This is a genomic window from Bartonella capreoli, from assembly GCF_902813205.1.
GTDB classification, from domain to species: Bacteria; Pseudomonadota; Alphaproteobacteria; order Rhizobiales; family Rhizobiaceae; genus Bartonella; species Bartonella schoenbuchensis.
In genome coordinates, this window is the sequence record NZ_CADDZX010000001.1 from 341,772 (window position 1) to 367,482 (window position 25,711).

Below are 25,711 nucleotides of genomic sequence, written 5' to 3' on the forward strand. Positions count from 1 at the left end.
AAAATACCAATTGATTGGAAATATTTGTCATCTTTTTATCAATGATAAGGTGTTTATCAATTACAAGATATTTTGAACATAAGATTATTTCTGACAAAAAGGCTTTACGTCTGCACTGTTTAATGTGGCCTTTTTGACAGAATAAGTAATGTTAAAAATAGTGCAAATGAGGAGGGTTTGAGTTTTGTATTATTTATCTATGTGTGATGCAAATTTCATAAAAGCAGCTTTTAAGCGTTGATTGTATAATTATTGAATGTTCTGGCAAAGGGGGGGTAGAAATAAAGGGATGTGTGATTTGCAAGATTTAAGTGAAGTGGTGAGGTTGGTGATTTTAAGAGGTTTTTTAAGTGGTAAGGCTGGTTGATTGGAGTGAGAAAAAATAAGGAATATTGGTTGATTATTGTTGATATGGGGTGGGGGAGCGACAAGGAAGAATAATAAGTAAGGTGAGATTAAGAGTTGTTAAACTCCATGCAATGCCAAGAAATGCTCGTATAAAAGGGGAAATCAAACGTGACAGAGCTAAAAATTGTTTCGGTTTTGGTGCCACTTCCTGTTCCCCATGCTTATAGCTATGAGGTTCCTCCTTCTATGGGGGTGGAGATTGGGTCTTTTGTTCGTGTTCCTGTGATGGGGCGTGAGGTTTGCGGTTTTGTGGTGGCCGTTGATGAGCAGACAGAAGATAACGATGGGCAGGGAGCTGTTCCTATAGCGCGTGAAAAGCTGCGCTTGATTACGCATGTTTTTGATTGCCCACCTCTAAAGGCTGAAATGATTGCGTTTTTGCGTTTTGTCAGTCACTATACAATGACGCCTTTTGGCTTTGTTGCACGGTTGGTTTTGCGTGTGCCAACAGCATTAGAGCCGGAAGCGCAGACTTTAGGTTTGCGTTATTGTGGGGGAGATGTTGGCCGTTTAACACCGGCGCGTTCACGGGTTTTAGAGGTGGCGCGTGAGGGACTGGTGTGGACACACTCTGGTCTTGCCCGTGCAGCGGGAACTTCTGTTTCGGTTGTTGAGGGGTTAAAGGGGCTTGGGGTTTTTGAAGAAGTGATGATGCCAGCTCTTCCACTTGTGGCAATGCCGGATCCTGATTTTTGTGTACCTGTTTTGGAGGAGGAACAAAAATCGGCAGCAGCTCTTCTGCGCAAGGGTGTTTTGTCTTCTCAATTTCAAGTTTTTTTGCTTGATGGGGTTACTGGGGCAGGTAAGACGGAAGTGTATTTTGAAGCTGTTGCTCAAGCACTAACATGTGGTAAGCAGGTTTTGATTTTATTGCCAGAAATTGCTTTGACACAACAGTTTTTAGATCGGTTTCATGCACGTTTTGGAACACCAGCGGTTGAGTGGCATTCAGATTTAACACCGCGTCGTCGCGAACGTGTGTGGAGGCAAGTTGCAGAAGGGCAGGTGCGGGTTGTTGCGGGTGCGCGTTCAGCACTTTTTTTGCCATTTCAAGATCTTGGTTTGATTGTTGTTGATGAAGAGCATGATGGTTCTTACAAACAGGAAGAACGTGTTTTTTATCATGCGCGTGATATGGCTGTTGCACGGGGTTCTTTTGAAAAGTACCCTATTATTTTATCTTCGGCTACACCTTCAATTGAAAGCCAGGTTAATGTTTTATGGGGGCGTTATCAGCGGGTTGCTTTATCATCGCGTTTCCAAGCAGCTGCACTGCCACACTTACAAGTGGTGGATATGCGCAAAGGGGGGGTAGAAAAGGGGCGCTTTATTTCTTCTGTTCTTGAACGTGCTTTAAGACAAACTATAGACAAAGGAGAGCAAGCTCTTCTTTTTCTCAACAGGCGAGGTTATGCACCTTTAACGCTATGTCGGGTTTGTGGGCATCGTTTTCATTGTATCAATTGCTCAAGTTGGTTGGTTGAACACCGTTTGTATGGTCAACTTAAATGTCATCATTGTGGTTATTATGAGCCTATTCCAGAGGCGTGCCCTGAATGTGGTACGCTTGATCATCTTGTTGCTTGTGGCCCGGGGGTGGAAAGGATTGCAGAGGAAACACGCGAACTTTTCCCACAGGCACGTTTGCTGATTTTGTCAACGGATTTAAAAGGTGGAATAGGTCAGTTACGACGGGAATTGGAAGCGATTACAAACAAGGATGTGGATATTATTATTGGCACACAGTTGGTGGCTAAGGGGCATCATTTCCCTGGTCTTTCTCTGGTTGGGGTGATTGATGCTGATCTTGGTCTTGCTAATGGTGATTTGCGGGCAAGTGAACGCACTTTTCAGCTTTTGTCGCAGGTTACAGGAAGGGCTGGGCGTATGGGGTTGGAAAGTTTAGGATTGTTGCAAACTTATCAGCCAGATCATCCGGTCATACAAGCATTGCTTTCGCAACAGCGCGAGAATTTTTATACGCGTGAGATTGCCACACGTCAGCATTATCATTTACCACCTTATGGACGGCTTGCATCTTTAATTGTATCTTCAAAAGAGCGCAAAGCTGCAGAAAATTATGCACGTGCGTTGCGCCGGGTTGCGCCAACGGTGCAGGGTGTATCCTTGATGGGGCCAGCAGAAGCACAATTGGCACTTGTGCGCGGGCGATATCGTTTTCGGCTTTTGCTGCATGGGCAGCGCTCGTTTGATATGCAAGGGTTTATTCGTGCAATGATTGCAAATGCACCCAAAAGACCTGGTTCAGTTCAAGTTCAAATTGATATTGATCCGCAGAGTTTTCTTTAAAAAAATAAAGCAATAAAAAGTAAATGCGTTTGTTTTTAAAAAATATTGTTTGAGAGAGGGTAGTTTTGAACAAGATGATGAGGTTTGTGGTTTTTATTGTCGCTTGGCTTTTAGGAGGAGTGGGAGCATACTCATCGGTTATCTTGTCATCGGTTACAGATGTGATTAAAAGCAATGAAACAAAAGAAATGCAAAGCATTGATGCAACAGTTTTTGTTTTTGCCTATCGTTTAATGAAAGAAAGCGAAAAAATTTTTCAACCAATGATTACTTCTCCACAACAAACGATGCAGTCTCTTTGTGGTTTTCCAGTGGTGCATTCACGCCAATTGATTTATCAATATGCAGCCTTTTATGACACAGTGCTTGAGCAAAATATTATGGCTTTTAATAAGGAGTTGAGTCTTAATGGAACAAGGAAGGCAGGCGTGATGACAGCACAAATTTTAGAGCATTTACACATCCATCGCAAATTGATGGAAAAGGCTCATATACTCAACCTTTCTGCAGATGTGGTGGGAACTTTTTTGACAGATGAGAATTTAAAAATAGATGTATTGTTGTCTAAGTTTGGGGCTGATATTGCTGCTTTAGTGTTTGATACTTTTCATGAGGGGGATATGAATCAGTTGAAGAATATGTCTGAAGATATCAAACAGGGGCTGAGAGAAAAATGTGGACCTGATAGCGAGTTGGAAGAGCAATTTTCAGGGACATTGTAAATATTTCATTTAAAATTTTCAAAAAGCATTGCTTTGTGGTGTTGCGAGTCGGTTATGTCTATGCTAGGAGTGAAGAAATTTGTTCATTCTGAATTTCAAGAAGAAGATTCTTAAAATTTGAGATATTTGATCCATTTTGTTTGATCAAGATTAAAGAATCGCTAAAAGGAAAGAGGCGAGGTTTCGTGTCGGATTCATTTTCTCGTATGCCATTGCCATTAGCGAGCCGACGTTATGCGCAAGCGCTTTTTGATTTGGTTCAAGAAGCAGGCTATGTAAAAGATTTCGAAAAGGCGTTTACATCTTTTTTGGATATTTTGGATCGCAATACAGATTTAAAGCGCTTAATACAAAGCCCATTTTTTTCAACAAAAGAACAGGCTCAAACGCTTGATTCTATTTGTGAGAGTTTTAGGTTTTCTGACAAAGGGGCGGGTCAAATTATGCGCAATTTTTTGCGTGTTATTGTAGAAAATCGTCGACTTTTTGCTTTGTCTGATATTTTACGTGCTTTTCAGTGTTGTGTTGCTTCATTTCGTGGGGAAGCATCAGCACATATTATTTCTGCACATCCGTTGGATGTTCATCAACAAGAGGAGTTACGCGTGGCTTTGGAAGGTGTTGTTGGGAGAAAAATTTCGCTACGCTTGTTTGTCGATTCGACGATTTTGGGTGGGCTTATTGTCCGCTTGGGGTCATGTCAGATTGATGCCTCTCTTGAGGGGAAATTGTCTTCGCTTAAGCTTGCATTGAAAAAAGAGGTCAGCTGATGGATATTAGACCGTCTGAAATTTCAAAAATCCTAAAAGAGCAAATCAAGAACTTTGACCAAAAAGCTGAAGTTTCAGAAATTGGGTGGGTTTTGTCTGTAGGTAATGGTATCGCTCGCGTTTATGGTTTGGATAATGTCCAAGCGGGTGAAATGGTTTCCTTTTCAAATGGTGTGCGTGGTATGGCACTTAATTTGGAAATGGATAATGTCGGGGTGGTGATTTTTGGATCAGATCGCGATATTCGTGAGGGTGATTGTGTTAAACGGCTTGGGTCTATTATTGATGTTCCTGTGGGGCCGGCTTTGCTTGGGCGTGTTGTGGATGCATTGGGTAACCCCATTGATGGAAAAGGGCCTATTCAGACGCCGCATCGTCGCCGGGTGGATGTGAAAGCCCCGGGTATTATTCCGCGCCAGTCTGTGCATGAACCGATGGTGACAGGGTTGAAAGCTATTGATGCGTTAGTTCCCATTGGGCGTGGTCAGCGTGAGCTTGTGATTGGTGATCGTCAAACAGGTAAAACAGCAATTTTGCTTGATGCGTTTTTGAACCAAAAGCCTTTTCATGAAAAAGGTGCTGAGCATGATCAGGATAAAGTTTATTGTATTTATGTGGCTATTGGTCAAAAGCGTTCAACGGTTGCGCAATTTGTTAAAGTTTTAGAAGAGCGTGGGGCTCTTGATTATTCGATTATTGTGGCCGCTACAGCTTCTGACCCGGCACCGATGCAGTTTATTGCACCTCTTGCAGGTTGTGCTATAGGGGAATATTTCCGGGATAATGGCCAACATGCTTTGATTGGCTATGATGATCTTTCAAAACAGGCTGTGGCTTACCGCCAGATGTCTCTTTTGCTTCGTCGCCCACCTGGTCGTGAAGCATACCCGGGAGATGTTTTTTATCTTCACTCTCGTCTTTTGGAGCGGGCTGCAAAGCTTAATGGCGACCATGGGGCTGGGTCTTTGACTGCTTTGCCAGTGATTGAGACACAGGCCAATGACGTTTCTGCCTATATTCCGACTAATGTTATTTCGATTACAGATGGTCAGATTTTTCTAGAGACCAATTTATTTTATCAGGGAATACGCCCTGCTATCAATGTTGGTCTTTCTGTGTCACGTGTTGGTTCTGCTGCGCAAATTAAGGCGATAAAACAAGTTGCAGGCTCGATTAAGGGTGAATTGGCGCAATATCGTGAAATGGCAGCTTTTGCGCAGTTTGGTTCAGATTTAGATGCATCAACACAACGTCTTTTAAATCGTGGTGCTCGTTTGGTTGAGCTTTTAAAGCAAAAGCAATTTTCACCACTTAAAATACAAGAGCAGGTTGTTGTGATTTTTGCTGGTGTGAATGGTTACCTTGATTCATTGGCTGTTTGTGATGTTAGCCGATTTGAGCAGGGGCTATTGGCGCTTTTACGTAGAGATTATCCAGATCTTTTGGATGCGATTGGTGATCAAAAGCAACTTACAGATGCTCTGAAGAGTAAATTGGTTGATATTCTTGATGCTTACAAGAAGAATTTTTCTTAAAACACGGATTGATGGAATGTTTGGATGGCATCGCTGAAGACTTTAAGAGACCGTATCGCCTCGGTTAAGGCAACGCAAAAGATTACTAAAGCCATGCAAATGGTTGCAGCCACAAAATTGCACCGTGCACAAGAGGCGGCTGAGGCTGCGCGCCCTTATGCTCAGCGTATGGCTCATGTTTTGGCACATGTTAGCGCTCATGTTGATGGGGTTGATGCACCGCTTTTAATGCGTGGTAGGGGCCTGGATAATGTGCATCTTTTGGTGGTTTGCACGGCTGAGCGTGGTTTGTGTGGTGCTTTTAATACGCATATTGCTCGTTGTGCACGTGAGCATATTCACGCTCTTCTCTCTAAGGGTAAAGAAGTTAAAATTTTAACTGTAGGCAAAAAAGGTGCTGATATTTTGCGCCGTGATTTTAAAGCTCTGATGATTGACCATATTGATTTGCGTTGTGTAAAATCTATAGGTTTTGCAGATGCAAAAAGAATTGGTGAGCGCATTATTGATTTGTTCAATGAGGGTGCTTTTGATGTATGCACACTTTTTTACTCTGAATTTGTTTCTGTGATTAACCAGCGTCCAACAGCTTTGGGTTTAATTCCATCTGTTGTTCAAGAATGTTGTGTTGAAAAAGTTGGTGTTGGTAAGAAGGGGGATAAGGGGGAAGCTTTGCAATCGGCCGTTTATAGTTATGAGCCTGATGCAGCTTCTCTTCTAGAGACACTTGTTTTACGTAATCTTTCTGCGCAAATTTTTCGTGCTTTACTTGAAAATGTCGCGGGTGAAATGGGTGCAAAGATGAGTGCTATGGATAATGCATCGCGCAATGCCGGTGAGATGATTAATAAATTGACAGTGACTTATAATCGTCAGCGTCAGGCGCAGATTACCACAGAGTTAGTTGAAATTATTGCGGGCGCTGAAGCGCTTTAAATTGAGAAGGTAGGGATTGATGGTAAAAGCAGTGACGTCAAAAAAGGGAGCACCAAAAGCTGAAGAAAAGGAATCAGCCGCTCGTTCAGGCGTAAAAAAAGCCGCCTCGAAGTCTCAAGGGAGTTCTAAGAGTTCTGGTAATCTTGCGCGCACTTCTTCTAAATCTGTTAGTGCTTCTAAGCCTGTTCGTGGCAAGGGGTCAGTTGGTGAAATTAGGCAGGTGATTGGGGCTGTTGTTGATGTGCAGTTTGAGGGAGAATTGCCCAATATTCTTAATGCATTAGAAACTGAGAATATGGGCAACCGGCTGGTTTTGGAAGTGGCGCAACATTTGGGTGAGAACACGGTTCGTACCATTGCGATGGACACGACAGATGGTCTTGTGCGCGGGCAAAAGGTTTTTGATACAGGAACACAGATTTGCGTTCCTGTTGGAGAGGCCACACTTGGGCGTATTATGAATGTGGTTGGGGAGCCTGTTGATAATGCTGGTCCAATTGTTGCGACTAAAATGCGTTCAATTCACCAAGAAGCTCCTGAATATGTTGAACAATCAACGGAATCAGAGATTCTTGTTACGGGTATTAAAGTTGTTGATCTTTTAGCGCCTTATGCCAAGGGTGGTAAAATTGGTTTATTTGGTGGTGCTGGTGTTGGTAAAACCGTGTTGATTATGGAATTAATCAACAATATTGCAAAAGCGCATGGTGGTTATTCCGTGTTTGCAGGTGTGGGGGAGCGTACACGTGAGGGTAATGACCTTTATTATGAAATGATCGAAAGTCGTGTGAATGTGAACCCTAAAGACAATAAGGGTTCTGCTGCTGGATCAAAATGCGCACTTGTTTATGGGCAGATGAATGAACCACCAGGAGCACGTGCACGTGTTGCGCTTTCAGGTTTGACAGTTGCGGAAAGTTTTCGCGATGAAGGTCAAGATGTTCTTTTCTTTGTGGATAATATGTTCCGTTTTACACAGGCAGGTTCAGAAGTTTCGGCTCTTTTAGGGCGTATTCCTTCTGCTGTGGGGTATCAGCCAACTTTGGCAACAGAGATGGGAGCTTTGCAAGAACGTATTACCAGTACTAAAACAGGTTCTATTACGTCTGTTCAGGCCATTTATGTTCCTGCTGATGATTTGACTGACCCAGCACCTGCGACATCTTTTGCACACTTGGATGCGACAACAGTTCTTTCTCGTGCGATTGCTGAAAAAGGTATTTATCCAGCGGTGGATCCGCTCGATTCTTCTTCGCGCATGTTGGATCCAATGGTGGTTGGTGAGGAGCATTATGCTGTTGCTTGTCAAGTTCAAATGATTTTGCAGCGTTATAAATCTTTACAAGATATTATTGCTATCCTTGGAATGGATGAGCTTTCTGAAGAAGATAAAGCTTTGGTAGGGCGGGCACGTAAAATTGAGCGTTTCCTTTCACAACCTTTCCATGTGGCTGAAGTTTTTACTGGTTTTCCTGGGAAGCTTGTACCTTTACAAGACACCATCAAGGGGTTTAAAGGTCTTTGTGCTGGTGATTATGATGATTTACCAGAGGCGGCTTTTTATATGGTTGGTTCAATTGATGAAGCAATTGAAAAGGGCAAGCGTTTAATGGCAGAAGCTTCTTCATAAAAGGAGTTTTGTGGTAAATAAAGAAATTACTGCGACGAATGTCAGAAGAATTGTGTAAGGGATATTTGTCGTAGGAATGACAAGAGGTTGCTGTGGAAAACAATAGAGCAAAGCGTTTTTTGTTTGAGCTTATATCGCCTGAGAAACTTATTTTTTCAGATGAAGTGGTATCGGTTGTTTTTCCTTCAGCTTCAGGTTATTTGACAGTTATGGCCAATCACGCACCTTTAATGGTTCGCCTTATGCCGGGAAGTATTCGCGTTTTATCATCTTCAGGTGAAAAATTGTTTGCTCTTTGTGGAGGGGTTGCGGATATTACACCTTCAAGATGTTCTCTTTTGGCTGAGGCTGTTGTTGCTGTTGATCATCTTTCTTTTGATGAACTTGAACAGCGGATTTTAAAAGTTCGTGCAGCGTTAGAAGAGGGTTTAAATAGTGGGGACAATGATCCAGTGGAGGAATTTTTGCATCAACTGACGACTGTTAGCGGTGTGTTAACAGTGGTGTAGTATAATGTAGGGAGTGCAGACATGAACGGCAAAAAAAGTGCGATTGTGTCTGCTGAAAAAGGTGAAGGGGATCTTCCCCAGTCTAGTCCTATTTTTGCAGGGCCTTTACCGAAATGTTTTGTTTATATTTTTGCCTCTTTTATTTTGCAATGGGCTTATGGCTTAGGGGCAAATATGGTTCAATCCAACATTCTTCAACTTTCTGGTAATTTTCGCGCAACACTTCCTGAAACGACATGGTTGGTTGCTGCTTATATGGCGCCCAATGTCAGTGTTGCGATTATGTTGATTAAAATTCGTTATCAATTTGGGTTGCGGTCTTTTGCTGAATTATCGATTCTTGGATTTGTTTTGGTTTGTGTTTTGCAATTGTTTGTTACGGATTTGCGTTCAGCTCTGATTATTCGTTTTTTTGCTGGTATTGCTGCAGCACCAATGGCTTCATTAGCGTTTTTATATATGTTGGAGGCTTTTGCACCGGAGAAAAAATTCACGGTTGGTCTTAGTTTGAATTATATGAATGCAGCTTTAGCAGTTCCTTTATCGCGTTTGATTTCACCTCATTTGCTGGAAAATAATGGGGGATTTTCTAGTCTCTCGGCAATGGAAATGGGGCTTGTTTTAATTAGTTTGGGGTGTATTTTTTCTCTTCCGCTTGCACCTGTTGCATGTAACAAGGTGATTAGAAAGTTCGATTGGGTGAGTTATAGTTTGATTGCATTTGGGCTTGGTTTAAATGCAATGATTATGTCTGTTGGTAAGCTTTACTGGTGGCATGAGGCACCATGGATTGGTTGGGGGCTTGCTCTTGCAATTTTGTCATTAGTGATTGCAACCATTTTTGAATTGAATAGAGAATACCCATTGATTGATTTACGTTGGTTGTTCAGTAAAGAAATGGTGCAAGTTGTTTTGGTGTTGCTAATCTTTAGGATTCTTTTATCGGAACAATCTACTTTAGCGGCAGATTTTTTTGGTCTTTTGGGTTTGTTAAATGGTGATATGGCGCCGATGTATTTTGCCGTTACCATTGGGACGCTTTTAGGGGGTGGGATTTGTGTTTGTTTTTTACGCGCTGGCCGTGAAGACTATTTTTATTTTATGTCTTTAAGCTGTTTGGCGCTTGGGTCTTATTTAGATAGTTATGTAAATCACTTAACGCGCCCAGAGGATCTGATGTTGAGTCAAGGTTTGATAGGTTTTGGCTATGCACTTTTTTTACCCCCAGCTTTATTTAATGGGTTTGTGAGAGCAAATGCACGAGGCCCCAGTTATGTTTTAAGCTTTATTGCTATTTTTCTGCTAACTCAGGTAACGGGAGGGTTAATGAGTGCGGCTTTTTTTGGGAGTTTGCAATTTATTTTTGCCTATAAGCATTTTGAGTGTTTAAAGCAAGACATTGTTATTACAGATCCTCTTATTTTAAATGAGATAAATGCCTTATTATCGTCTTCTTATAATGCTTTAAGTCCTAGTAATATTGGGAGTGGGCAGTTCATGTCTGATCTGATTGGGCAGTTAAAGTTGGCAGCAAATATTTTGGCTTATGATGATGTTTTTCGGCTTTATTTTTATATTGCAGCGGTTGTATTAATTGTTTTTCTTGTCAAAATTATTTATCAATTACGCCCTTTTATTCTTGTGGAGCCGAACTGGAAAGATAAGGCAGTTTTAGTGAAGAAAAGTGAAAAAAGATGATAAGGGCATTGCGGTCGAAAGCGACAATTGTTGCATTTATATCAGGAATTGCTGGAATTTTATTAATTTTATGGGCTTGGAAGCTTCCGCCATTTGTAAGCACTATTCAAATAACCGATAATGCTTCAGTTAAGGGGGATGTCACTTTGATAAGCCCACAGATTTCTGGTGTAGTTACACAAATTTATATTCAAGATTATCAAAGAGTTGAAAAGGGAACTGTTTTATTTGAACTGGATGATACTCTTTTTCGGCAACAACTTTCTCAAGCGCAGGCAATTTTTGATTCAAAGAATGCAAAGCTTGCAAGTGTTTTATTGCAAACTCAGCTTTTGCAGGAAGAAATTGATGCGGCAGAGTCAGAATTGGCCCATTTGCAAAAGCTATCGAATGTTACTTCTGAAATGAAGAATTTAAGAACTGATGAGGCTTCGCGTCCACCTTCTTCTCTTTCACAATTATTAGCAGCACTTGAAGTAAAACGCCGATTACAAAAGCAATTGGATCTTGAACGGCAAAGTTTACAGTCAGATGTTGCTGGGGCAAAAGTAGGGGTTGAATTGGCGGAGCTTAATTTGGCACATACCAAAATTGTCTCTCCTTGTGCTGGGCAAGTTGGGCTTGTTGGCGCGCGGGTTGGGCAATATGTTTTACCTGGAACGCAATTGGTGGCTGTTATTTCTGATGATGTTTGGATTGTTGCTAATTATAAAGAAACACAGCTTGCTCATATGCGCGTTGGACAACCTGTTGTTTTTTTTGTTGATGCCCTAAATAATCAAAAGTTAACAGGTCGTGTAGTACGTTTTGCCCCTGCGACAGGTTCGGAGTTTTCATTATTGAAGACAAACACTGCGATTGGAAATTTTACTAAAATTGCACAACGTATTTCAGTTCGTATTGCTTTAGATCCTGGGCAAATAGGGGCTGAGCGACTTATTCCTGGTATGTCAGTGGTTACATATGTGGATACTTCGTGACATATTTAAAAAGGCTAAAGGATATTTATTTTGGGTTTAATTTTTATATTGCTTATTTATAGCAAATGGTTGCTGATAGTAGAGGATGTCGTTGGGTTTATAATATTTGCGTTCTGGTATATGGGGTGTAAGTTATTTTTAGGATTTGGAGAAGGGGGATGCCCGCTTTTTGGGCGGGCTTTAGAGGAGCTGATTATTTGATTTTACGCGTCAACAGGCAGCTTGCTAGAGCAACACCGGTGATAAGTGCGATTGTTGTTTTAGGGTTTTCTTTTGCTTTTTTTTTCAGATCTTCAGTGTGATTGTTAATGCGATAAAGAGCATGACGGCCTTTTTGTTTCCATGTGTCAAAGAGGTCAAAAATGGTATTTGAAGTGTTGTTATCATGACGCCAACGGCTGATTGTTACCAATTCATCTTTTAATTGTGCTATATGTTTTTTAATTTTAGTATCTCTGCAACAGGGGGGCTGAAATGTGCACATAGATTGACTCCTTCGTATTGTTAGCGTCTTCTAAATTAGAATTTTATTGAAAGACTGACTTGTTAAACAACTTGAAAATTGAAAAGTTGCATGAGAAAAACGCTTAGTTGTTGGTTTATGTTGATCATTGCGCGAGTGTTGGCTTATTTTAAGTCAGTTTTGACTCATTTGTTTATTCAAATCATTCTATGATACGGGGTGTATTGTGGTCGTATAATGATGACTTGTGTGATGAAAAAAGATAAAGTGGATTTTTAAAAATTGGGGAGTTGATGAGCGCACCATATTATTTATCTAAGCCTTTAGAGCGTCGCCGATCTGTTGGAGTAAAAGTTGGTGATGTGATTGTTGGTGGTGATAACCCGATTGTTGTCCAGTCTATGACGAATACAGATACTGCCGATATTGATGCGACAGTTACGCAAATTAGTGCTCTTTGGCGCGCAGGTTCGCAATTGGTACGGGTAACTGTTGATCGGGATGAAGCGGCAGCGGCTGTCCCTAAAATACGTGAACAATTGGAACGGTTAGGCATTTTTGTGCCGTTGGTGGGGGATTTTCATTATATTGGGCACAAACTTTTAGCAACCCACCCTGCATGTGCTGAGGCTCTTTCAAAATATCGGATTAATCCTGGAAATGTTGGTTTTGGTTCAAAAAAAGATCAACAGTTTAGTGAAATTATTGAGATGGCTTGCCGTTATCATAAACCCATACGCATTGGAGTCAATTGGGGGTCACTTGATGAGGGGTTATTAACCCGGCTTATGGATGAAAATGCAAAGCAAGAAAAGCCTTTGTCGACTGTTGAAGTGATGCGGGAATCTGTAGTTCAGTCGGCATTGCATTCAGCTTTTTTTGCTGAGGAGTTGGGATTGGGGCGTGATCAAATTATTCTTTCGGCTAAAGTGAGTGATGTACAAGATTTAATTGTTGTGTATGGCCTTTTAGCAAAGCGTTGTGATCACGCACTTCATTTGGGTTTAACAGAGGCAGGAATGGGTACAAAGGGGATTGTTGCTTCTTCAGTGGCTTTGGGGATTTTGTTACAGCAAGGGATTGGTGATACTATTCGTATTTCACTCACACCTGAACCAGGAGGTGATAGGACCCAAGAGGTGAAGGTGTGCCAAGAGCTTTTGCAGGTTATGGGATTTCGCCAGTTTATGCCTGTGGTTGCTGCGTGTCCTGGGTGTGGGCGTACGACTTCAACGGTTTTTCAGACATTGGCGCAAAAAATTGAGGCTGATTTATGCAAGAATATGCCAGTTTGGCGTCAAAAATATCCTGGGGTTGAAGGTTTGAAGGTGGCTGTTATGGGGTGTATTGTCAATGGGCCGGGGGAATCAAAACATGCTGATATTGGCATTTCTCTGCCTGGAACAGGTGAACAACCAGCAGCACCGGTTTTTATTGAGGGCAAAAAGGTGAAGGTTTTGCGTGGGCCCAATATTGCTGAAGAGTTTGAAGGCATATTGGGTGATTATATCCACACGCGTTTTGGGCAGAACTAGACAAATTGGGTAGAGCTAGACACAAGTGGTTTGTTTCTGCTCTTTCTTTTGTTGTTTAAATTATTTTGTTGTTTAAGTGGTGTAATGCGCTTTAAAATAAGAGACAATTTTAAAAGAGGGGAGAGGCATTTTTTAATTATTGCGTGTGGCAATAAAGTGTGCTGCTTGTTTGAGTGGTTTTGCTTTATCACCAAAGGGGTGGAGAAGTTCTTCTGCTTGAGTAATGAGTGTATCTCGTTTTTTTTGTGTTTTTTCAATTCCATAGAGACTGGCTAAAGTGGCTTTATTGGCTTCTTTATCTTTTCCAGCAGTTTTGCCAAGAGTTTTGGTACTCATGGTGACATCAAGAAGGTCATCTGTTAATTGAAAAGCCAACCCAAGATGTGTCCCAAAGGTGGAAAGTTGCTCAATCTGGGTTTTAGAAGCATTGCCAATTATAGCACCTGCTTGGCAAGCAAAGCTTATAAGAGCAGCTGTTTTCATGTGTTGTAGCGTGATAATTGCGTGATGATCTTGCGGTTTGTTTTCAGCTTCAAGGTCAAGCATTTGTCCACCAAGCATACCACCAAGCCCTGCTGCTTGCGCAAGAGCTGTGATAAGGTCAATTCTTATTTGGGGGCTTAGAGCACAGGCTTTGTGGGCAATAATTTCAAAAGCAAGGGTCAAAAGGGCATTGCCTGCTAGAATGGCTGTGGCTTCATTAAATGCTTTATGAACTGTGGGTTTTCCACGCCGTAGTGTGTCATTATCCATGGCGGGAAGATCATCGTGAATAAGCGAATAACAATGAACGCATTCTAATGCGACGCCAATATCGAGAGATTGTTCAAGGGGGATATCAAAAAGTGCAGCACTTTGGATAACTAAAAAAGGACGCAAACGTTTGCCGCCATTAAGCGTGCCATGACGCATGGCTTTGATTAAGATTTCAGGACGAGCAATTTCATTGTTTTGAGCTTTATAGTTTAAAAGTGTATCAAGTCTTTTTTCAATATTGTGGGTATGTTTTGCAAGAAGGGCCATGAATTCATGCATCGTTTCTTCCTTTGTTTTTGCAAAATGAGTGAGCTCTTTTTAGGATAGGAAGACGAAGAATGAAACGGTTTTTTAGTGATCTTTAAGTTCTATCAGGCAAAAATAATGCAAGATTTTTTTAATGCCTAGTCTTTGAGGATGCTTCAAGTCTAGTATGATCTTTGTTTTTTGTTGTGATTTTTACCTTTTTGTCTGGTTGTTTAGATATTCTCATGTGGTGATGCGTGATTTGCAGTTTGATGATGCATGATGTGATAAAGTGGGTGGCTATAAGCGGGAAGAAGATTGTGCTATTTTAATGTATGTTTAATCTTTTAAGGATTATGGTTGATCTATCTTGTTTTTTTAAAGGGCAGTTACAATTCTTGCCGATCAGTTTAAGAGGCCTTTATGGGGGCCATCTGCCATTAGCTTACAAATTGTTTTTTGGTTTTAACCTGGCTTGTTGAAAAATGAATTTCTCTTTTTGATGCTTGACCGATGTTGTTTTCATTAAAAATGTTTAAATAGGCTCGTAAAATCGGATAAAAAATTAAACGAAAGTCTGGTCAAAAGATTTTAATCAGTGTATAGGAAGCTATAACATTGTTACCAAAAGTGACATTACTGTTGTTAAAGATGACATAAAAGTGACAACAAATGTTATTGTTTAAGTGTTATTTGTTCTTTTTCGAGTCTATTTGGAGTATCTCTTTATGGCTGTACCTAAACGAAAAACTTCTCCATCGAAGCGGGGTATGCGCCGTTCGGCTGATGCCTTGAAAGCACCAACTTATATTGAAGATAAAAATTCTGGTGAATTGCGTCGCCCTCATCATATTGATTTAAAAACAGGCATGTATCGCGGGCGTTCAGTTTTACCCCCTAAAGATTAAGTGCTGAAATTTCACACCCCTGTGATCTAATAGAGTGGATGAATAACGGGAAATCTTTTAGTATTTCTTGTAAGCAAGCCTCATTGTTGAGGCGTAAGGCTTTTAAGTGGTGTGTAAAATTACCGATAAATTAGATTATTATAAAGTAAAAGGCTTTTGCAGTAACGCATCAGTGTGTATAGAGCTCTTCGTGTATGGAAAGGCGCTTGAAAAAACTATTTGTACTCTCTTGTTTAAGAAGTACTTTTTACAAGTGTTTTTATTTTCTAGCCGGCTTTGAGTTAAACGAAAAAATAGATCCATGCTCACATAAGTAGTGCACGGGTTTTAGTGTACTTTTTATATACATTTTATAGTTTATTATGCTGCATAGACAGCACTGCTGTCATCTTTTTCTTCATCCATTCCAGCTTTAAATTTGCGTTTGGATTCTTTGGTAAGGTGCGTTTCTATCAAATTGATAGCTTCTGTTTCAGAAAGATTATTAATGATAGCAATTTCACGCGCCATTCGATCAAGTGCAGCAGCATAGAGTTGGCGTTCGGAATAAGATTGCTCAGATTGCAATTCTGAACGAAAAAGATCGCGCACTACTTCAGCAATGAAAACGAGATTGCCTGAATTGATTTTCGTGTCATATTCTTGAGCACGGCGTGACCACATAGCCCGTTTAACACGTGCTTTTCCCTGTAGAGTTTTTAATGCACGCTCAACCAGATCAGACTCAGATAATTTACGCATTCCAATGGAAAGCGCTTTTGCAACTGGCACTTTTACGTCCATTTTATCTTTAGCAAAGTGGATGACAAAAAGCTTTAATTTATGCCCTGCAACCTCCTGCTCTTCAATTGCTATAATTTGCCCCACTCCATGTGTGGGGTAGACGATATATTCAGAGGTTGAAAACCCTTTAACACTAGAGGTTTTCTTTTGCTGGGACGCCATATTAATTTACTCCCTTTGTAACCAACAATGATGTCGGAGAACAAGTTGAAACGCCTGAAAACTAGAGTCTTCTGTAACTTATGCATATTATGCTCGTTGATATAGCATAGAAGTTAAGTGTTTCCAGTTACAAATAAAAAAACACTTCGCTTTATAAAAAAGCAAAACAAAATACTTAGCAAAATGGCTTTATTAAGACATTGTTAACATTTAAAATGAAAAAAATCAATCATTTCACTTAAGATTTTTGTTATTACATGAAATAATCTAAGTTTTTAAAAAAAGAGAACAATACATTATGGAGTTATTATTCACCACTTCCTGGATTTTCTGAAAAATACTTTTCTAATTTATTGGGAACACCATCCATTTCTTTTGCTTGGGGAAGAGGACTTTTTTGGGTGGTTAAATTAGGCCATTTAGTTGCATACTCACGGTTGAGTTCTAACCATGTTTCTAGCCCTGGTTCTGTATCAGGCTTAATGGCTTCAGCAGGGCATTCTGGTTCGCATACACCACAGTCGATGCATTCATCAGGGTGAATGACAAGCATATTTTCACCTTCATAAAAACAATCAACAGGGCAAACTTCAACACAATCAGTGTACTTACACTGGATACAATTATCGGTTACAACGTAGGCCAAGATTAAACTCCATTTCCCATTTTAATGACCTTTAAAGGGAATGATATGTACATCCTTATCGCTTTGAAGTTGGTCACGAAGCGCTGCTAATTTTGCAAAAGGTGAATCAGGATCGGGGTGTTTTCGTGTTTGAGATGGTTTGTTCTTTGCGTATTGAGTAGATGTTTTAGTGTATTTATGGGTAGAGGTGGTTTGTGATGCCTCTTTTTTGAAGGGGGCTTTATTTGGATTGGCTTCTTTTTTGAAAGTTTTTCTGTGTTTGTTTTGCCGTTTTTGCTCAGATTTAGTGCGATTACTATAAAGGCGATTGTGCTGATAATTATAACGCCATAATAAAACAATTTTATCTTCTGCTGCTAGGCAGTTTTGGTGTGCAAAAGCACCAACGGGCTCAGCAGCTGGTAAATCAGGTTCAACAGCTGATAAATGATCTTTTGAACAAGATGGTTCTTCAATACAAGCAGATGAAGCCTTTTTTTCTTCCTGCATTGTTTCTGATGCTAGGATGTCTTGCCATTGATTGCCCACAAATTCTGCTAAAGGATAATTTTCTTTTGTTATTACATCACTTGCAAAGGATTCTTTGTGCGTGAGCTCTTTTTGAAGTTCAGCGCTACTTTTGGGTTGTGATTGATAACCAAGACCTTTGAGAATTTCTTCCATGTCTGCACTATTGGCACCAAGAATGGACATCATCGTTGGTGTGACGAAAAAACTTTTGCCATCATAGGCACCTTCAGGTTTGGGTTCTATACCTGGCTTCCAATGGAGTGCAGGGCGAATAAGGTTGGCAAGGCGTTCTAAAATATCGATACGTACAGCACGCCGCCCTAAAATTTGATAACCAACAAGATGATAAATTTGAGGATTATATGTTGGATCAATAATCAGTGAAGTTCGCCCAGCAGTTAAAGCGGCTAAAATTTCACTTAAACCAATTTGGTCACGCTCTTCTTTATGAAGGCTCCAAAGAAGTGTAATGGCTTGGGCTGCAGTGGGCTTGAGCACTCCTGTGAGGTAGATATGAAAAGCGCCAAAACGAACCCCTAGTTGTCGTAACACTGCACGTGATTCTTGACCAAGATTTTTGACAATTTCAGCCACTTTTCGACGCGGTAAAATGCCCAAATTATCTACAAGTTGTAGAGCAAGAGTCTGCATTGGTCCACTCAAAGTATCAGCATTGCGTAAATCAAAAAGTGGTTTTAAGGCTGTTTCAAAATGAAAAGTTACAAAACGTTCCAATCGTGCGACCACTTTATCGCGGGCTTCACCAGTTAATTGTGCATCTGCTAAGAGAATGAGCTTGGGCTTTAAAATATTATCCGTTGAGGTTAGTTGTGCCACTGCTTGGCCAATCCAGCGTACAATTCCATCGCAGCTAAGGGTAAAATCTCCATTAGCTGAAGCACAAAAACGTGTAACACGTTGAGCAAAGGCGGTGGCTAAATCTTCATTATTTATTGTATTTTGTGTTTCAGCTTCTGTATCTGTACCACTTTTATGGGCATAAAAACGCAATCCCTCAAATCTGCCATTTTCAGGGTTTTCGACACGAATATCATTCTTGTGAACAGTTTCGCTATCCATCGTTGTTTTCTTTCTCGGCTTTTTATGGGCAAGAAGATGTGTTTTCGGCACTTTAGTATCTATGCCGTTTCTCTAGCACATTTGTTGCGCTTTCTTCAATCATTCTTGTGGTTTTAATGTTTCTTTACATCGTTTTTGCTTGAAAATTTCTTCTTTGCTTTATTCAGTTGACCCTTTGCGTGTGTATATTCACAAGTATAGGTTGTGTTAAAAGAGTGCTAGCATAAAGATGGATCTTCCAACATAAAAAACAATTTATTGACCCTTCAACAAAAGAATCTGTGTTTTTTGTATCCTTTATGGCCTTGTTTTTGTGGCAATAAAGATGTGAGGGAAGAGTGCTTTGCTTTACTGCTAAGGGCGAGGTTTTCTCTATTTTTTATTGCACGTTACCTCGTAAATTTTCATCGCATAAATTGGGCTCTTACAACAAAAACAATTATAAGTTGCAAACTACACGTTAAAGTAGTATAGACGCAATAAACAATTTTTACGTTCTTTTATATGAGAGAGCAAGTGGGTCGTTATCAAAGTAAATTTGATAATTTTAATCGCAGGGGTTGTAATGCGTAATCTTTCAAATGCAGTTTACAAAAGTAGCAAAAATTATAGCGATGCTGACAAAAGTCTGGGACGCAATATGATGCGTTCTGCAATGCAGGCGCCTTATCTTGAGAAAAAGAAGGAGCATGATTTAGCTTTACGCTGGAAGGACAAGCGTGATGATAAAGCTATGCACCAAATTGCAGCAGCGCATATGCGTTTGGTTATTTCAATTGCTAGTCGTTTTAAGCGCTTTAAAATGCCATTAAGCGACTTGGTTCAAGAAGGATATGTGGGGCTTTTAGAGGCGGCTGCGCGTTTTGAACCGGACCGGGATGTGCGTTTTTCAACCTATGCAACATGGTGGATTCGTGCTTCTATTCAAGATTATATTTTGCGCAATTGGTCGATTGTTCGAGGGGGAACGAGTTCTTCTCAAAAAGCTCTTTTCTTTAATCTTCGTCGTTTGCGGGCTCAATTGGTGCAAGATGATAGCACTATGAGCAAACAAGATATTTTTCGCGTTATTTCTGAAAAGCTTGGTGTTTCAGTGAGCGATGTTGAAACGATGGACTTTCGCTTTTCTGGCACTGATAATTCATTGAGTATGTCTGTTTCTGAGAATGATGATAATTCAGTTACTAAACTTGATACTTTAGTGGATGAAAAGCCGCTTCCTGATTCTTTAATTGAAAAAGTAATTGATGGTCAAAGACGCACACAGTGGCTTTATGATGCTTTACAAATTTTAAATGAACGAGAGCTTGAAATTATTCGTTTTCGCCGCTTAAATGAAGAAAGTGCTACTTTAGAATTTTTAGGTGAGAAATTAGGAATTTCAAAAGAGCGGGTGCGCCAAATTGAAGCGCGCGCTTTGCAAAAGCTGCGTTGTGCTTTGCTTAATGTTAACCCAGCTGATGCTTATGAAGTGTAAGTATTTAAAGTATAACTATAAGTATTTAAAGCATAAGCGTTTGAAGTGAAGGCATTAGGCGTAAACTGTAAGTCATTTGAAGTGCTCAAACCAGTAAAACGCTTAAATGAGCCTTAAAAGTTGCTTTAAGATTAAAAGTTGCTTTTAAGAATTGAGCTGTTTGCGTCTTATTCAGCAATGATTTTGACGCGTTCTCCCTCATGTAGAATTTGGGTTGGAGAAAGTGCATTCATAATGCGAAACAGCTTTTCTTTATGGGCTGTATCTTGCATTTTTTCAGCAATGTCTGCAACACTTTCTCCTTTTTTTACGCGTATAACACGAAGCCTTAAAGGTTTGAGTTTATTTAACGCCCGCGATGAAAGTAAATGAAAACTTTCGATGGTGCTTTTGGTAATATGGTTAAAGTTTTGAGGGTGATGAGGGGCGGCGGTGAGAAAACGCAAGACCTGGTCTTTAATAGGAATGACAACAACATCAAATTGCCAATGTTCATTGGATGCATGGGCGTAAGCTGCAGCTAAACCTTGGATGGTGGTGGACTTAACAGAGGCTTGATCAAGCCCTGCGACCCATCCACTTTTTAGATAATCACTAGCAGACATATTTTCAGGCAGGGGTACTGCATCAAAACGGATGGCGGTTTTGTCTGGGCCACTGGCAACAACAGCATATCCTGACGTGTTTATGGTAAAATTATTGGGGACAGAAAAAGCTATATGTAATTGTGGATGAATAAATTGGTTTCCTCGGATATATCCTTCGTGAAGGCTTCCACCAAAAATCATACCATCAATATATTTTAAAAAACTGTCACGATCGGTTTCTCCAATGTTAGGTGCACTGATTTCGTGCGCTTTTTTTATAGCAAGTTGGATTCTTTGTGGAGTAGTTGGATGGGTTGCCAAAAAATCAAGTGAAACATTTGTGGACGATGAGCTATTGCGAAAGACACTATAAGCTTCCATTGATTTTAGAAAGCGTGGAAATGCAAATGGGTCATAGCCAGCTTGGTTAAGCATTTCGATCCCTATTGAATCGGCTTGGAGTTCTTGGCTACGCGTAAATTGCGCCAGTTGTTTTTTATCTTTCAAAATATTGTGCGATTTGGTGTTAGAATGCTCTAGTATGTTTGTGGCAGCATGATCTGCAAGTTTTAGCTCAATTTCTTTTTGAAGACGCAAGATGCCATGATTGGCTGTAATATGTGCTATTTCGTGGGCTAAGATTGCTGCAACTTCTGAAGTATCATTGGCTAATGCCAACATGCCACGGGTGACATAAATATAGCTACCTGGAAGGGCAAATGCGTTGATATTTTCTGTGTCTAAAATAGTGACATAATAGGTTTGGTCAGGACTTTGTGAGGAATCTGTTAGTCTGTTTACGATTTTTGCTAACATCTGTTCAAGTTTTGGATTGTAATATTGACCACCATATGTTTGCAAAATACGTGAATGGTATGTAGCGCCCAGTGTCGTATAGAGATCATTTTTATTGTTGGTTTGGTCGACTATTTCACCAGTGTGATCTTCTGTAACAGGAGAACGGGAAGAATGAAGCTTATTGTTCACTTGGAAAGCAGTGTGACATGCAGACAATAAAAACAGGAAGCTTATGATCGCTATTGACCAGATTTTGCTCAAAACGCCTATTTGCTGAAAAAATCTGATGCTTTGGATCAAAAATTTGATGCCTTGGATCATTGCGCACCTTGTTTGTTGAATATTTTTCTTTAAAAACTTTATATGTATTTTTTTTGTTTTATTACAATCGAGGATCCTTTTGGCTTCTTTATGATGATAGCTTATAGAAATGATAATAAAAGAAGCTTCATGAAAGGCATTAATATGTCATGACAACATTTACAATATTGTTAAATGGAGATATTTTTGTCACCAATCGTTTGCTCAACCAAATTCGCAAAAGCCGAGTCATTGCTGCTGATGGAGGGATGCGCCATGCTGCAGCATTAAATGTGGTGCCTGAACTTTGGTTGGGGGATTTTGATTCTTGTGATCAAACTTTACTGCACACATATGGTGATGTTCCCCGTGAAGCTTTTCCTGCCGATAAAGATGCAACAGATGGTGCATTAGCATGTCAGAGAGCTTTAAGAGAGGGAGCTCAACGGCTTATTTTATGCGGTGCTTTTGGAGGTGAGCGCAGTGATCATAGCCTTTCTCATATGACACAAGCAATAGCCATGGAAGAGCAAGGTATTTCAGTTTTGTTGACGAGTGGTCGTGAAGAAGGGTGGCCGATTGTGCCAAAGCCTTTTTCGTGTGATTTACCTGACGGTTGTCTGTTAAGTATTATCGGATTTTCTGATTTGCAAGGTTTAACGATGTCAGGTGTTCAATGGCCCATTTTGAAGCAAAATGTGTCTTTTGGGTCTTCTTTAACACTTTCTAACCGTGTGTGTGGAACTTTTTATTGTCATTTATACTATGGCAAAGCTATAATATTAGCATCTATACCTGCTTATTCTTAATGTGTAAGAGTAAAGAAGCAAGAATACAAGAGGTATAAGAACTGACAAAACATATGAATTCATTTTGTATTTAACAAAGAAAGGATTTTGATATGTTAAAACCAATTTTAACAATGGTAATTGTTTTAGTTGTTGGTTTAAGTTCGATGGCTTGTAGGCGCGTTGATCCAGAATTATTAGATGCTCTTTTTAGTGATTTGCCCGTTGATCATGCACCAGGCATGTGTAACAGGAAAGATAATTCTTGGAGATAACTTAAGAAAATTTGCGATAACTGTGTGAGTGCAGCAGCGCAATCAATTGCTGCTGCATGCTAAATATTTGTGCAACTGTTTATTGCTATTTATATTGTTATTTATAATGTGGAGACTATATTACTGAAAGCTATAATATATTACTTAATTATAAGCATCTATACTTAATTCCATAAAGCTCTTCTTAATGCATAAAATAAAATAGCGGGGGCAGAAAGATATGTGCTAATGGGGTGTAATTTTGTTTTATTTTTACAAGGAGGGAATTTTGATATACTTAAGATCAGTTTTAACAAATGGTGGTTGTTTCAATCATTAAGTTAGACTTTGTAGTTTATACAACAACTAAGCGATAAATTGCAGATTATAGTGTTCATGGTGCCCTGTTAATATTTTGGTTGAGGGTGCTTTAAGCCGATACAGAAATTTCAGGAGTTTTTTTAAAAGTAGCTCCTGGTGCAATATTCATATTTATTATGATTTATACCATTTAAACTAGTTGTATTTGTAGAACTTTTTATTGCCATTTATGGTATAGCAAAGTTATATTATGAATATCTACACTTATTCTACGAAGCTCTTTTCAATGTATAAGAATAAAATAGTGAGAGCAAAAAGGGTAAGGGTTGATAGATACATGTAACTTTATTTTGTTTTTAACAAAGAAAGGGTTTTGATATGTTAAAGTCAATTTTAACAATGACGGTTGTTGCAATCGTTGGGTTAAGCTCGGTAGCTTGCACAACAACTGAGCAAACAGTTGCAGGATATGGTGTTGGTGGTGCTGCATTAGGTGCTTTAGCCGGAACAGCAATTAGTGGAAGCAGTTCTGGAGCAGTTCCAGGTGCAGCAATTGGTGCTATTGCAGGTACAGTAACAGGTGCTGCTGCTGCTCAGAAAAAACAGAAAATGCCTCAGCAAGTACCATTATGCACCTATCGTGATGTGAGAGGTCAGCTTTACCAAGCTCCTTGCCCACAACCTGTACCACAATTGTGCACCTATCGTGATGTGAGAGGTCAGCTTTATCAGGCTCCTTGCCCACAACCCGTACAGCCTTATTAATGGGTGTACCGCTTTTACGACTTGATCGTATTGTTTTAACTTTTGGAACAACCCCTTTGCTCAATCAGGCTTGTTTATCGGTTGGGCAGGGGGAACGTATTGCACTTGTTGGCCGCAATGGGTGTGGAAAATCAACACTCTTAAAAATTGCAGCTGGTCTATTGGAGCCTAGTGAAGGTGAAATTTTTCACCACCCTCGCGCGCATGTGCGTTATGTATCACAAAGCTCTGATTTTTCAGGGGGTGATGATGTTTATACTTGTGTAGAGGCTGGTTTAAACGATGGGCATGATGTTCAATGGGTGCAGACCCTTCTTAGAGATCTTGGTTTTGTAGGGACTGAGAAATTAGTAACGCTTTCTGGTGGAGAAAAGCGGCGCGTATCCTTACTGCAGGCGATTGCAGCAAAACCAGATATTCTTTTATTAGATGAGCCGACCAATCATCTTGATGTATCAACCATTGAGTGGCTTGAAGGTGTTTTGTGTTCTTTACGTTCAGCAATTGTTGTTATTTCGCATGATCGGCGATTTTTAGAAACAGTGGCGCATTCAACCGTATGGCTTGATCGGGGTGTGACTAAAAGGGTTGAAAAGCGCTTTTCTGCATTTGAAAGTTGGCGTGATAAAGAGCTGGAAAAAGAGGCGCGTGATCATCATAAATTGGAGCGTCAGATTGTTCGTGAAGAGCAATGGGTGCGCTATGGAGTAAGCGCAAGGCGCAAGCGTAATGAACGGCGTTTGAGCGCATTAAAGGAGATGCGAAAACTTCATCGAACCTATAAAGGGCCTGCAGAACGCGCGCTTTTTGCGGTGTCTGAGCGCCAAGATTGTGGTCAATTGGTGCTTGAAGCAAAAGGGATTTCTAAGTCTTATGGTGAGTGCGTTATTGTTAAAGATTTTTCATTGCGTTTGCAGCGTGGTGACAAGGTTGGCATTGTAGGTCCCAATGGTGTTGGAAAAACAACGCTTCTTTCTGTTTTAATTGGCCGCGAGTTGGCAGACAGTGGGGTGATTAAGCATGGAGTTAATGTGACGATGGCTCTGCTTGATCAACAGCGGATTTTAGACGGGGAAGAAACTTTAGCGCATTATTTAACAGGTGGCAGGGGTGATAGTGTGCTCATTAATGGGCAGCAGCGCCATGTTGTTTCTTATCTTAAAGATTGTTTGTTTTTGCCTGAGCAAGCTTATACCCCTATTAAAGAATTATCAGGGGGGGAAAGAGCCCGTTTAATGTTAGCGCGGCTTTTATTACAGCCTGCAAATTGTTTGATTTTAGATGAACCAACCAATGATCTTGATATGGAAACATTGGATTTGCTTCAAGAACTTATTTCTGATTTTGCAGGAACAGTGATAGTGGTTAGCCATGATAGAGATTTTTTAGATCGAACTGTGTCTCATGTTTTGGCACCTGAAGGTAATGGGCGCTGGACCCTTTATGCTGGTGGTTATAGTGATATGATGGCACAAAGAAAGCAGGCTGAGCTTTCGCAGCGTCAAGAATTGCAAAAGCCTGTTGCACGTGATCGGAAAAAACAAACAGCTTCTTCTTCAAAAATAACGCCGCGCAGATTGTCTTATAAGCAGGTCTACGCGCTGGAGCACTTGCCTGAACACATAACGCTTTTACAAAATGAGATCAGAAACCTTGAAAAAGAATTGTCTGATCCTGCACTTTATAGCTGTGATCAGGCTCGTTTTGAGCGTTTATCTGCAGCACTTGAAGAGAAAAAGAACTTGTGCACGCAAAAGGAAGAAGAATGGTTGGATCTTGAGCTTTTGCGTGAAGCTATTGAAAAAGATAATTGCTTAAATTAATCCATTATTTA

General features: G+C 40.3%; 22 protein-coding genes. 16 read left to right on the plus strand and 6 right to left on the minus strand.

Annotated elements, in window-relative coordinates; translation table 11 throughout:
- Positions 1 to 516 precede the first annotated feature (516 nt).
- The 9 genes from J7R05_RS01375 (at position 517) to J7R05_RS01415 (ending at position 11,498) form a co-directional block, all read left to right on the plus strand.
- Positions 517 to 2,718 (plus strand): primosomal protein N', encoded by a 2,202-nt coding sequence (locus J7R05_RS01375; protein ID WP_208540869.1) that lies wholly within the window; start codon positions 517 to 519, stop codon positions 2,716 to 2,718.
- 74 nt (positions 2,719 to 2,792) lie between these two features.
- Complete coding sequence (locus tag J7R05_RS01380) at positions 2,793 to 3,440, plus strand: hypothetical protein (RefSeq protein ID WP_208540870.1); 648 nt, start codon at positions 2,793 to 2,795, stop codon at positions 3,438 to 3,440.
- Between the two features lie 185 nt (positions 3,441 to 3,625).
- Positions 3,626 to 4,210 carry an ATP synthase F1 subunit delta gene (gene atpH / locus J7R05_RS01385; RefSeq protein ID WP_208540871.1) on the plus strand — a complete coding sequence of 195 codons (585 nt, stop codon included), beginning with the start codon at positions 3,626 to 3,628 and terminating at the stop codon, positions 4,208 to 4,210.
- The gene (gene atpA / locus J7R05_RS01390; RefSeq protein ID WP_208540872.1) at positions 4,210 to 5,745 is read left to right on the plus strand and encodes a F0F1 ATP synthase subunit alpha; all 1,536 of its coding nucleotides are present in this window, start codon (positions 4,210 to 4,212) and stop codon (positions 5,743 to 5,745) included. The genes atpH and atpA overlap by 1 nt, the downstream gene beginning before the upstream one ends.
- A gap of 24 nt (positions 5,746 to 5,769) precedes the next feature.
- Entirely contained in the window at positions 5,770 to 6,681 is a 912-nt protein-coding gene (locus tag J7R05_RS01395; protein WP_208540873.1) for a F0F1 ATP synthase subunit gamma, read from the plus strand.
- 19 nt (positions 6,682 to 6,700) lie between these two features.
- Complete coding sequence (gene atpD / locus J7R05_RS01400; protein WP_208540989.1) at positions 6,701 to 8,311, plus strand: F0F1 ATP synthase subunit beta; 1,611 nt, start codon at positions 6,701 to 6,703, stop codon at positions 8,309 to 8,311.
- Between the two features lie 92 nt (positions 8,312 to 8,403).
- Entirely contained in the window at positions 8,404 to 8,820 is a 417-nt protein-coding gene (gene atpC, locus J7R05_RS01405) for an ATP synthase F1 subunit epsilon (RefSeq protein ID WP_208540874.1), read from the plus strand.
- Between the two features lie 21 nt (positions 8,821 to 8,841).
- On the plus strand, positions 8,842 to 10,518 hold the full coding sequence (locus J7R05_RS01410; protein ID WP_208540875.1) for an MFS transporter: 1,677 nt from the start codon (positions 8,842 to 8,844) through the stop codon (positions 10,516 to 10,518).
- Positions 10,515 to 11,498 carry an HlyD family secretion protein gene (locus J7R05_RS01415; protein WP_208540876.1) on the plus strand — a complete coding sequence of 328 codons (984 nt, stop codon included), beginning with the start codon at positions 10,515 to 10,517 and terminating at the stop codon, positions 11,496 to 11,498. The genes J7R05_RS01410 and J7R05_RS01415 overlap by 4 nt, the downstream gene beginning before the upstream one ends.
- Before the next feature lie 193 nt (positions 11,499 to 11,691).
- Here J7R05_RS01415 and J7R05_RS01420 read toward each other — a convergent pair whose 3' ends face one another.
- Complete coding sequence (locus J7R05_RS01420) at positions 11,692 to 11,982, minus strand: hypothetical protein (RefSeq protein ID WP_208540877.1); 291 nt, start codon at positions 11,980 to 11,982, stop codon at positions 11,692 to 11,694.
- A 272-nt stretch (positions 11,983 to 12,254) separates the two neighbouring features.
- Here J7R05_RS01420 and ispG point away from each other — a divergent pair, with 272 nt between their 5' ends.
- Complete coding sequence (gene ispG / locus J7R05_RS01425) at positions 12,255 to 13,496, plus strand: flavodoxin-dependent (E)-4-hydroxy-3-methylbut-2-enyl-diphosphate synthase (RefSeq protein WP_208540878.1); 1,242 nt, start codon at positions 12,255 to 12,257, stop codon at positions 13,494 to 13,496.
- Between the two features lie 132 nt (positions 13,497 to 13,628).
- Here the strand turns inward: ispG and J7R05_RS01430 are convergent, their stop codons facing one another.
- On the minus strand, positions 13,629 to 14,531 hold the full coding sequence (locus J7R05_RS01430) for a polyprenyl synthetase family protein (RefSeq protein ID WP_208540879.1): 903 nt from the start codon (positions 14,529 to 14,531) through the stop codon (positions 13,629 to 13,631).
- A 695-nt stretch (positions 14,532 to 15,226) separates the two neighbouring features.
- On the opposite strand from J7R05_RS01430, the gene rpmF reads away from it, so the two are divergent.
- On the plus strand, positions 15,227 to 15,406 hold the full coding sequence (gene rpmF / locus J7R05_RS01435; protein ID WP_004857790.1) for a 50S ribosomal protein L32: 180 nt from the start codon (positions 15,227 to 15,229) through the stop codon (positions 15,404 to 15,406).
- A gap of 360 nt (positions 15,407 to 15,766) precedes the next feature.
- Here the strand turns inward: rpmF and J7R05_RS01440 are convergent, their stop codons facing one another.
- From J7R05_RS01440 to J7R05_RS01450, 3 genes are all read right to left on the minus strand, one after another.
- Positions 15,767 to 16,351, minus strand: a complete 585-nt coding sequence (locus J7R05_RS01440) for a CarD family transcriptional regulator (RefSeq protein ID WP_010704358.1) — start codon at positions 16,349 to 16,351, stop codon at positions 15,767 to 15,769.
- Positions 16,352 to 16,658: 307 nt separating this feature from the next.
- The gene (gene fdxA, locus J7R05_RS01445; protein ID WP_010704357.1) at positions 16,659 to 16,997 is read right to left on the minus strand and encodes a ferredoxin FdxA; all 339 of its coding nucleotides are present in this window, start codon (positions 16,995 to 16,997) and stop codon (positions 16,659 to 16,661) included.
- A gap of 21 nt (positions 16,998 to 17,018) precedes the next feature.
- Positions 17,019 to 18,587 (minus strand): hypothetical protein, encoded by a 1,569-nt coding sequence (locus J7R05_RS01450; RefSeq protein WP_208540880.1) that lies wholly within the window; start codon positions 18,585 to 18,587, stop codon positions 17,019 to 17,021.
- 565 nt (positions 18,588 to 19,152) lie between these two features.
- Here J7R05_RS01450 and J7R05_RS01455 point away from each other — a divergent pair.
- Positions 19,153 to 20,064 carry an RNA polymerase factor sigma-32 gene (locus J7R05_RS01455; RefSeq protein WP_010704355.1) on the plus strand — a complete coding sequence of 304 codons (912 nt, stop codon included), beginning with the start codon at positions 19,153 to 19,155 and terminating at the stop codon, positions 20,062 to 20,064.
- Positions 20,065 to 20,231: 167 nt separating this feature from the next.
- On the opposite strand, the gene J7R05_RS01460 is transcribed toward J7R05_RS01455, so the two are convergent.
- Positions 20,232 to 21,638, minus strand: coding sequence for a M48 family metalloprotease (locus J7R05_RS01460; RefSeq protein WP_246468186.1), 1,407 nt, complete (start codon positions 21,636 to 21,638; stop codon positions 20,232 to 20,234).
- A gap of 281 nt (positions 21,639 to 21,919) precedes the next feature.
- Between J7R05_RS01460 and J7R05_RS01465 the strand changes: the two genes are divergently transcribed.
- From J7R05_RS01465 to J7R05_RS01480, 4 genes are all read left to right on the plus strand, one after another.
- Positions 21,920 to 22,558, plus strand: a complete 639-nt coding sequence (locus J7R05_RS01465) for a thiamine diphosphokinase (protein WP_208540882.1) — start codon at positions 21,920 to 21,922, stop codon at positions 22,556 to 22,558.
- 92 nt (positions 22,559 to 22,650) lie between these two features.
- On the plus strand, positions 22,651 to 22,812 hold the full coding sequence (locus J7R05_RS01470) for a hypothetical protein (protein ID WP_153302017.1): 162 nt from the start codon (positions 22,651 to 22,653) through the stop codon (positions 22,810 to 22,812).
- Between the two features lie 678 nt (positions 22,813 to 23,490).
- Positions 23,491 to 23,877 (plus strand): glycine zipper domain-containing protein, encoded by a 387-nt coding sequence (locus J7R05_RS01475; RefSeq protein ID WP_182479822.1) that lies wholly within the window; start codon positions 23,491 to 23,493, stop codon positions 23,875 to 23,877.
- On the plus strand, positions 23,877 to 25,700 hold the full coding sequence (locus J7R05_RS01480) for an ABC-F family ATP-binding cassette domain-containing protein (RefSeq protein ID WP_208540883.1): 1,824 nt from the start codon (positions 23,877 to 23,879) through the stop codon (positions 25,698 to 25,700). The genes J7R05_RS01475 and J7R05_RS01480 overlap by 1 nt, the downstream gene beginning before the upstream one ends.
- The last annotated feature ends 11 nt before the right edge of the window (positions 25,701 to 25,711 follow it).

Coding starts and splice junctions, on each gene's coding strand:
- J7R05_RS01455 (WP_010704355.1), top strand. CDS start 19,153: ATGCGTAATCTTTCAAATGCAGTTTACAAAAGTAGCAAAAATTATAGC.
- rpmF (WP_004857790.1), top strand. CDS start 15,227: ATGGCTGTACCTAAACGAAAAACTTCTCCATCGAAGCGGGGTATGCGC.
- ispG (WP_208540878.1), top strand. CDS start 12,255: ATGAGCGCACCATATTATTTATCTAAGCCTTTAGAGCGTCGCCGATCT.
- J7R05_RS01470 (WP_153302017.1), top strand. CDS start 22,651: ATGTTAAAACCAATTTTAACAATGGTAATTGTTTTAGTTGTTGGTTTA.
- J7R05_RS01430 (WP_208540879.1), bottom strand. CDS start 14,531: ATGCATGAATTCATGGCCCTTCTTGCAAAACATACCCACAATATTGAA.
- J7R05_RS01410 (WP_208540875.1), top strand. CDS start 8,842: ATGAACGGCAAAAAAAGTGCGATTGTGTCTGCTGAAAAAGGTGAAGGG.
- atpA (WP_208540872.1), top strand. CDS start 4,210: ATGGATATTAGACCGTCTGAAATTTCAAAAATCCTAAAAGAGCAAATC.
- J7R05_RS01440 (WP_010704358.1), bottom strand. CDS start 16,351: ATGGCGTCCCAGCAAAAGAAAACCTCTAGTGTTAAAGGGTTTTCAACC.
- J7R05_RS01480 (WP_208540883.1), top strand. CDS start 23,877: ATGGGTGTACCGCTTTTACGACTTGATCGTATTGTTTTAACTTTTGGA.
- J7R05_RS01465 (WP_208540882.1), top strand. CDS start 21,920: ATGACAACATTTACAATATTGTTAAATGGAGATATTTTTGTCACCAAT.
- J7R05_RS01380 (WP_208540870.1), top strand. CDS start 2,793: ATGATGAGGTTTGTGGTTTTTATTGTCGCTTGGCTTTTAGGAGGAGTG.
- J7R05_RS01475 (WP_182479822.1), top strand. CDS start 23,491: ATGTTAAAGTCAATTTTAACAATGACGGTTGTTGCAATCGTTGGGTTA.
- J7R05_RS01420 (WP_208540877.1), bottom strand. CDS start 11,982: ATGTGCACATTTCAGCCCCCCTGTTGCAGAGATACTAAAATTAAAAAA.
- J7R05_RS01395 (WP_208540873.1), top strand. CDS start 5,770: ATGGCATCGCTGAAGACTTTAAGAGACCGTATCGCCTCGGTTAAGGCA.
- J7R05_RS01415 (WP_208540876.1), top strand. CDS start 10,515: ATGATAAGGGCATTGCGGTCGAAAGCGACAATTGTTGCATTTATATCA.
- atpD (WP_208540989.1), top strand. CDS start 6,701: ATGGTAAAAGCAGTGACGTCAAAAAAGGGAGCACCAAAAGCTGAAGAA.
- J7R05_RS01450 (WP_208540880.1), bottom strand. CDS start 18,587: ATGGATAGCGAAACTGTTCACAAGAATGATATTCGTGTCGAAAACCCT.